This is a genomic window from Salinisphaera japonica YTM-1 (genome assembly GCF_003788585.1).
In the GTDB taxonomy this organism is placed as follows: Bacteria; Pseudomonadota; Gammaproteobacteria; order Nevskiales; family Salinisphaeraceae; genus Salinisphaera; species Salinisphaera japonica.
In genome coordinates this window covers 1-7,332 of sequence record NZ_AYKG01000051.1, presented here as the reverse complement: position 1 = coordinate 7,332, position 7,332 = coordinate 1, and the positions used below count along the sequence as shown (strand labels likewise).

Here is a 7,332-nt window from a genome sequence, read left to right as displayed (position 1 = left end):
GCGTGCCGGCCTCTGCTTGTTTCAGGATCGCCAGGATCTGGCTGTCGGTGTAGCGGGATTTCTTCACGGGAACCTCTTCGGTTCAGGGTACGAGAAAATTCCACTTCTGACCCGCGTTAATTCTTGGGAAGATTACCTGTCGACTACATTTAAGGGCCGAATCCGACGCCCGTTGAACAGCTCGTCAGATACGAAATCCATGCCCCAGGCCTCGTGCGGCGCTTCGACTGTAGACCGTGATTCCCGGTGCATAGCCGCCACCCGTCGTCTCGCTCGCTTGCGCCGCAGATTCAGCTCTTCTTCGCAGTAAATCCGATACGTTTTCTTGTGATTGATGATCCAGCCTTCGCGGCGCATCAGCACCTGAATACGCGGCATTCCATACCGTAGCCGTGTCTCAGCGATCTCCTTGATCCGAGCCCGCTCGGCGCGATCGTCTCGCGGATGCGCCTTGTAGTATTACGACGAACTGGACATCAGCAGCATCGCTGTTGAGCGTCGCGTGCTCACCCGATACGCCTTGATCAGCCAGTCTGCCAGTTCGTGGCGCCGGGCTGCCTTCAGGGCTTTTTTCGCAGCACCTCCTGGAGCATTTTTTTATCCAGGCTCAGATCGGCGATGAGCTTCTTCAAGCGGTTGTTCTCTTCCTCGAGCTGCTTGAGCCGGTGCACTTCGCTCACGCTCAGCCCCCGTACTTCTTCTTCCAGTTGTAGAGCGTGGCCTGCTAGATGCCCATCTTGCGACAGACCTCTTCAGCACGTGTCCCGGTCTCGGTCTGCTTGACCGCCAACGCGATCTGCTCGTCGGTGTACTTCGACTTCTCCATGGTCCATTTCCTCCGCCTTTCAGCGTGATCGAAATGGCCGGATTTCTCTAGTTCTGTTCGCCGCGCTTTTCAGGGACAAGGTCACCTATGAGGGGGGGGGCGTTTGAGCCGGCTGACGGTACAAAGTTAATGTTTTTGCATTCACTTCGCGATCGCTGAAGCGTTCGACGGCGATTCGCCTCGACTCGGCACCCATTCGCTGGCGCTCTTGCGGTGTGGCGTCGAGTATCTTCGCGAGCGCCACGACGATCGGGGCAATTTTCTTTGGCGGTACGAGATGGCCATTGACTCCCGGGTCAGCAATCCCATGGCAACCGGGGATATCGGTGGTTACGATAATGCAGCCGCTGGCGGCCGCTTCGAGTAGCGCCTTGGGAGTGCCTTCGCGATAGGTCGGTAGCACCACGATATCGCTATCAGCAAAAAGTGCGGCCATATCCTCGTGTTGCCCAAGAAATATATGGCTGCCTTCGCTCTGCAGCTTTTCGACTTCTGCGTCGCTTAACGAGCTGGGATTGCCAGGATAGGGCGCCCCGGCGATCTGGCTTTCGAATGTTCGGCCGGATTTACGCAGGCGGGCCGTTGCGGCGAGGTACTCGCGTATACCTTTCTCTGCGATTAGGCGACCACAAAAAAGCAATTTTACATGCGACTGTGATCGACGCCCCGGGCGAGGTTTGAAGCGTTCGCAATCCACGCCTGAGCCGCGGATAACGGCTGTATGCTCGTTATCAACAATTTTGTAGGCCACGAATTCGTCACGATCGGCATCATTCTGAAACACGAGTTGGGTCCGCGAGCGTTTGATCGCTCGGCGCAGCGCGATCAGCACGGGTGTCTTGAGCAGCCAAGTACGCCAGCTTCGAGTGGTGAACAGATGGCCCATGCCGGTCACCGCACCGATCGTCTGCACCTCGCCGCGCGGCGCCGCCAAGCTGCCGTATAGAACGCACTTGAGCGTGAACAGATGGAATACCTGCGGGCGAACTCTATGCGCGAGCCGCCGCAATGCGCGCATTGCGTTAAGCTCTTGTGTCGGTTTGAATCCAATTGTATCGAAGGGGATATGATGGGTAACGAAGCCCTCCTCTTCGAGGGCCTTGGCGTACGCGCGTTTCGGGCAGGCTAGTAGCACATTCCAGCCGGCCGCATGAGCGGCATGTAGCAGGTTAAGCCGGAAGTTGAACAGATACCAGTCTGTATTGGCGACGAACAATACCGTAGGCCGCTGGTCGGATGCGCTTGGCGGAGTCGAGCTTGTTGTCATACTCGGCTCGCCGACCTAGCGCCACTGCTCGGATGCAGGCAAAGGCGCTGCCTGTTATAGCCGTTGTTCCGAATGGATTCGGCCCACTCAGGACTGTCCAAAATCCACTGTACTGTACGTCGCAGGCCGCTTTCGAGTCTTTCTGGGGTATGCCGGCTCAAGATATAGGTCATTTTAGTGGTGTCAATGGCATAGCGCTGGTCATGGCCTTTACGGTCTTCGACGAACGTGATGAGCTGTTGGCGTGGGCCGATTTTAGCGTCGGGGGGCCAGTTCCTCGAGCGTGGCGCATAGCGTGTTTACCAGTTCGATATTGGTTACTTCGTTCTGGCCACCGATGTTGTACCGCTCGCCAGTTTGGCCGTATTCGAACGCACGTATCAAAGCGTTTGCGTGATCCTCGACATAAAGCCGGTCACGTGTGTTCAGGCCGTCGCCGTAGACGGGCAGGCTACGACTGTGCAGCGCGTTGAGCACCATCAATGGAATGAGCTTTTCCGGGAACTGCCAGGGGCCGTAGTTGTTGGAACTGTTCGTGAGTAAGACCGGCAGCCCGTAGGTCTGATGCCAGGCGCACACGAGGTGATCTGAGCCGGCCTTGCTGGCCGAATAAGACGAAGTCGGGGCGCTAGACGTTGTGTCGGTAAACAACCCTTCGGCGCCCAGCGATCCCTACACTTCATCTGTTGATACATAATGGAAGCGAAACCGGTCTTTCTTAGTTCTGCTGAGGCTATCATAGTAAGCTTGCGATGCGTCTAGCAGATTGAACGTCCCGACAATGTTGGTCTTAATGAAATTTGCAGGTTCGTCGATCGATCGGTCTACGTGGGATTCGGCCGCTAGGTGGATTACGCCACCTGGGCGATGTGTTTCAAACACGCGGTTGAACGCCGTGGTATTTCGGATATCGAGATGTTCGAACGCATAGCGTGGGCTTTTCGAGACGTTTTCGAGTGCTTCTAGATTAGCTGCGTAGGCCAGGGCATCGAGATTTACGACTTCTTGTTCCGTTTCTGCGATCAAGTGGCGTATGAGAGTGAGCCGATGAAGCCGGCGCCGCCGGTCACGAGTATTTTCATTGCATGATTACCGTTTGTTCCGGAACCGGGCCCAGTCTATGGCCGAAATGTCCAGGTATTAAGCTGTGATATTACCGACTTTTAGTGTTCGCTAGCAGCCGCAAACAGATCAGTAATATGTGCTGGGCGTAGTGGCGGTATGCGATTAATATGCACGCCGGCGATCGCGCACAGTGGGCTATTCTGCCAAAGCCGCGATCGCTTCAAATCAGTTACAGGGTTTAGAGGCTCGGATTTGAGCCCACCAAGTTCTTTAGAGGTATTACATGGCAGCGATGGATCAATTCGACGGCCCGGCGTCTATCGCCGTAATCGGTTTAGGTTATGTCGGGTTGCCGCTCGCGGTGGCGTTTGGTCGTCATTACGACACGCTCGGATTTGATATTGACGCGCGGCGCATCGAACAGTTATCCGACGGCCATGATTTTACGCGGGAAGTGAGCGAGAAAGACCTCCAAGATTCTTCTGTACGGTTTTCAGCCGACGAGCAGGCCCTGGCCGCTTCGAATATCTATGTGGTGACGGTGCCCACACCGGTCACCGATGCCAAGGTGCCGGATTTCGAGCCGTTGATGGCGGCCTCCCGTACCATTGGGCCGTATCTGAAAGCCGGCGATATCGTTGTTTATGAATCCACGGTATACCCGGGCGCGACTGAAGAGCGCTGCGTGCCGGTTTTGGCTTCGCTCTCTGGACTGGTATTCAACGAGGGGTTCTTCGTGGGCTATAGCCCCGAGCGGGCGAACCCCGGGGACGCTGCTCACGGGTTGGCGAATATTACTAAGGTGGTGTCCGGCTCGACCGATGCGGTGGCGGAACATCTGGTGGCGTTATACGGCACGATCGTGCCGGCCGGTATCCATCGCGCGCCGAGCATCGCGGTCGCGGAAGCCGCGAAAGTGATCGAGAACGTACAACGCGATATCAACGTGGCGTTGGTGAACGAGCTGTCCAAGATTTTCACCCGTCTTGGCATCGATACCGAAGAGGTGTTGAAGGCCGCAGGCACCAAGTGGAATTTTTTGCCGTTTCGGCCTGGCCTGGTAGGTGGGCATTGTATTGGCGTGGATCCTTACTATTTAACTTATAAGGCCCAGGCCGCGGGCTATCATCCCGAGATGATTCTGGCCGGGCGCCGTATCAACGACGGCATGGGACGCTACATCACCCATGAGGTCATCCGGCTCATGCTTCGGAGTAAGATCCAAGTACACGGTGCGCGCGTGCTGGTGATGGGCATCACCTTTAAGGAGAATTGCCCGGATATTCGCAACACGCGCGTGGTGGATATAGTGCACGAACTCACAGAAATGGACGTGGTTGTCGATGTCTACGATCCTTGGGCGGATGCAGCCAAGGTCGAGCATGAATATGGCTTGCGCACTGTCGAGTCGCCTGAGGCAGGAACTTATGACGCTGCTGTGGTCGCCGTTGCTCATCGTGAGTTTCAGCAGATGGGAGCCGCCGCGATTCGTGGACTCTGTAAGTCTGACCATATCGTTTACGACGTGAAGTACGCGTTTCCTGTGACCGAGACGGACGGGCGGCTTTAAGCCAGGGCGCTGGGTTCGTGGTTTGCGTCCGCTATACTGTGCGGCGCGCAGCCATGGCTTGCTGCGGCTAATTCATTAGGCAATAGTGTTTATGAAGGTACTTGTCACTGGCGCTGCCGGCTTTATCGGCTCGCATGTCGCGCATTTGTTGTTGGATCGGGGGGAGACGGTTGTCGGCATCGATAATCTGGATCCGTATTACGACCCATCGCTCAAGCAGGCACGTTTGGATCGGCTGATTGCGCGTGATGGGTTCGAATCCGTCCATTTGAATATTGCCGACCGCGAAGCTATGCCGGCGTTGTTCGAAGCGCATCAGTTTGATGGCGTGGTGCACTTGGCGGCTCAGGCGGGTGTGCGGCATTCGCTGACGCATCCGCACGATTATATTGATAGCAACGTCACCGGCACGTTGAACGTGCTTGAGGGCTGTCGGCATACGAAGGTTGGGCATCTGGTGTATGCGTCGACCAGTTCGGCGTATGGCCTGTCGACGGATATGCCGTTCTCGCCGCAGGGTTCGGCTGATCATCCGGCAGCGATCTACGCAGCCTCCAAGCGCGCGACCGAGTTGATGGCTCACTCTTATTCGCACCTGTACGGGTTACCAACTACCGGGCTGCGTTTCTTTACCGTGTACGGCCCATGGGGCCGGCCCGACATGGCGTTGTTTCTATTCACGCGCAAGATGCTGGCAGGTGAACCTATTCCGGTATTTAATCACGGCCAGCACCGCCGTGATTTTACCTACGTGGACGATATCGCCGAAGGCGTGGTGCGGATTCTCTACACGCCCGCCGAGCCTGATGCGACATGGTCTAGCGATGCGCCGACATTGGGCACTAGCTGTGCGCCTTGGCGTATTTACAATATTGGTAACGGCAATCCGGTGCCGTTGATGGATTATATCCATCGGCTAGAAGAATGCCTGGGTGTTGAGGCCAAGAAAGATATGCTGCCTCTGCAGCCCGGAGACATTGAGGCCACTAGCGCCGATGTAAGCGGCCTGTTCGAGGCAGTAGGCTATCGACCGCAGACGAATGTGTCCGAGGGCGTTGCACGATTCGTGGACTGGTATCGGGATTACTACGGCGTATAACCGGAGTGTTCGGCCGTTGCGCGCTTGTTTGAGGTCGCAGCGCACCGCTCTCTCATTGACCTGATGGGTTGCACGGTTGTCTGCCTGTGTCTTCCGGCCTTTCGGTGATTGGCATGTGTCTACTTCGTGTAGAGCGGGCCCGCCAGAGGATTAGGCATTCGCGCGTCGAGTCGTCATAGTCGTTGGTAGCGAGCGGAGCCGGGCGCGGAATAATTCTTGATGTTGTAAGGGCTTTTGCCGTTTGTCATATTCTTTTCATATGCAATGTGTAAGTAACTGCATAATATTGAAATAACTTATTTGAGGGATCTTGAATGGGCCTTTTTTTACCGGCCTTTATTGCTTTTGCGCTGTGTAGCGCGCTGATTTTGATGCTTTGGCCACTCTGTCTTAGCACTGGGCATGTTGACCACCCCGGGGGACGTAAAAAACACGATTTTTCGACGCCGTTGAGTGGGGGCATCGCGATTTCGGTGTCGATACTGGTTGGCGGTTTATTTTGGGTGCCGAGTCTTGAGTTTGCCGGCTTCACCGTGGGCGTAGGCACCTTGTTGTTGCTGGGGGCGCTGGATGACCGACGGCACGTCTCTGCATTGGTTCGTCTCGCGCTACAGACGTTGGCCGTGGTGGTTGGTATGTGTCTGTTGGGCGATGTGCAGATCGAGCAGCTGGGTAACCTTGGCGGCTGGGGCCGGATAGCCCTCGATCAGTGGTCGGTTGCCTTCACGATCTTTGGTGCTGTAGGCGTCATCAACGCCGTCAACATGATTGATGGCATGGACGGTCTAGCCGGCGGTTTTGCCGCGGTTTTGATGGCGGTTTTGCTTGGTGTGGGGGCTCTCACGCAGTCCGGGGCGACTGTTCTGTTATGGCTGTCGCTTGGCAGCGTGCTGGGGTTTTTAGTATTTAATTTGCGTATGCCCTGGCAAAAGCGGGCGCGGGTGTTTCTGGGTGATGCCGGTAGCCTGGTTTTGGGTTTTATTCTGGTGTGGTTTGCTGTCGACGCGTCGCAGCCACCCGATGCCATCATTCACCCGATCGCGGTGGTGTGGCTGTTCGGGTTGCCGCTTTGCGATACCGTCTATCTGATGACCAGCCGGCTGCTAAAGCGTCAGAGCCCGTTTACTGCCGATCGCTTCCATTATCATCATCTGTTACAGCGCCGCGGCCTGACGCCCGGCTATGCGCTTTATGCGTGGCTGTTTACCGCAGCCTGCTTTATGGCGGTTGGAGTGCTCGGTAGCCTGTTCGGCGTGGCCGATTATTGGCTGTTTTACGGCTTTCTACTGGCCTTTGGTCTTTATAGCATGTCGGTTACCACGCTCTGGAAAAAGGTGCCGGTCCGACGACTCAAACAGAAGGTCAAGGCGCGCGCTAGCTCCTGAGCGCGTGGCTGGGGCCATAGTCGATTTTAGAGCTTGAAGCGAGCGGTAATCCTCCCAAGAATTAGCGCGGGTCATAAGTGGAATTTTCTCGTACCCTGAACCGAGGAGGTTCCCGTGAAA

At 56.1% G+C, this 7,332-nt stretch carries 4 protein-coding genes and 2 pseudogenes; 3 read left to right on the top strand and 3 right to left on the bottom strand.

Going from position 1 to position 7,332, the window contains the following annotated elements; genetic code table 11:
- Positions 1–138: 138 nt before the first annotated feature.
- The 3 genes and pseudogenes from SAJA_RS15395 to rfbB form a co-directional block, all read right to left on the bottom strand.
- Positions 139–826 (bottom strand): annotated as a pseudogene (locus SAJA_RS15395) (transposase); the annotation flags it as partial.
- Between the two features lie 85 nt (positions 827–911).
- Positions 912–2,093 (bottom strand): glycosyltransferase family 4 protein, encoded by a 1,182-nt coding sequence (locus SAJA_RS13085; RefSeq protein WP_123659121.1) that lies wholly within the window; start codon positions 2,091–2,093, stop codon positions 912–914.
- A pseudogene (rfbB, locus tag SAJA_RS15390) lies at positions 2,090–3,175 on the bottom strand (dTDP-glucose 4,6-dehydratase). The gene SAJA_RS13085 and the pseudogene rfbB overlap by 4 nt, the downstream one beginning before the upstream one ends.
- 266 nt (positions 3,176–3,441) lie before the next feature.
- Here rfbB and SAJA_RS13075 point away from each other — a divergent pair.
- The 3 genes from SAJA_RS13075 (at position 3,442) to SAJA_RS13065 (ending at position 7,212) form a co-directional block, all read left to right on the top strand.
- A complete protein-coding gene (locus SAJA_RS13075) occupies positions 3,442–4,728 on the top strand; it encodes a nucleotide sugar dehydrogenase (protein ID WP_123659120.1) in 1,287 nt (428 codons plus the stop codon).
- Positions 4,729–4,819: 91 nt separating this feature from the next.
- A complete protein-coding gene (locus tag SAJA_RS13070) occupies positions 4,820–5,827 on the top strand; it encodes an NAD-dependent epimerase (protein WP_123659119.1) in 1,008 nt (335 codons plus the stop codon).
- A 314-nt stretch (positions 5,828–6,141) separates the two neighbouring features.
- A complete protein-coding gene (locus SAJA_RS13065) occupies positions 6,142–7,212 on the top strand; it encodes an MraY family glycosyltransferase (RefSeq protein WP_123659118.1) in 1,071 nt (356 codons plus the stop codon).
- Positions 7,213–7,332: the final 120 nt, after the last annotated feature.

What these genes read in the sequence shown, in the direction of transcription:
- SAJA_RS13065 (WP_123659118.1), top strand. Translation starts at nt 6,142, where the DNA reads ATGGGCCTTTTTTTACCGGCCTTTATTGCTTTTGCGCTGTGTAGCGCG.
- SAJA_RS13085 (WP_123659121.1), bottom strand. Translation starts at nt 2,093, where the DNA reads ATGACAACAAGCTCGACTCCGCCAAGCGCATCCGACCAGCGGCCTACG.
- SAJA_RS13070 (WP_123659119.1), top strand. Translation starts at nt 4,820, where the DNA reads ATGAAGGTACTTGTCACTGGCGCTGCCGGCTTTATCGGCTCGCATGTC.
- SAJA_RS13075 (WP_123659120.1), top strand. Translation starts at nt 3,442, where the DNA reads ATGGCAGCGATGGATCAATTCGACGGCCCGGCGTCTATCGCCGTAATC.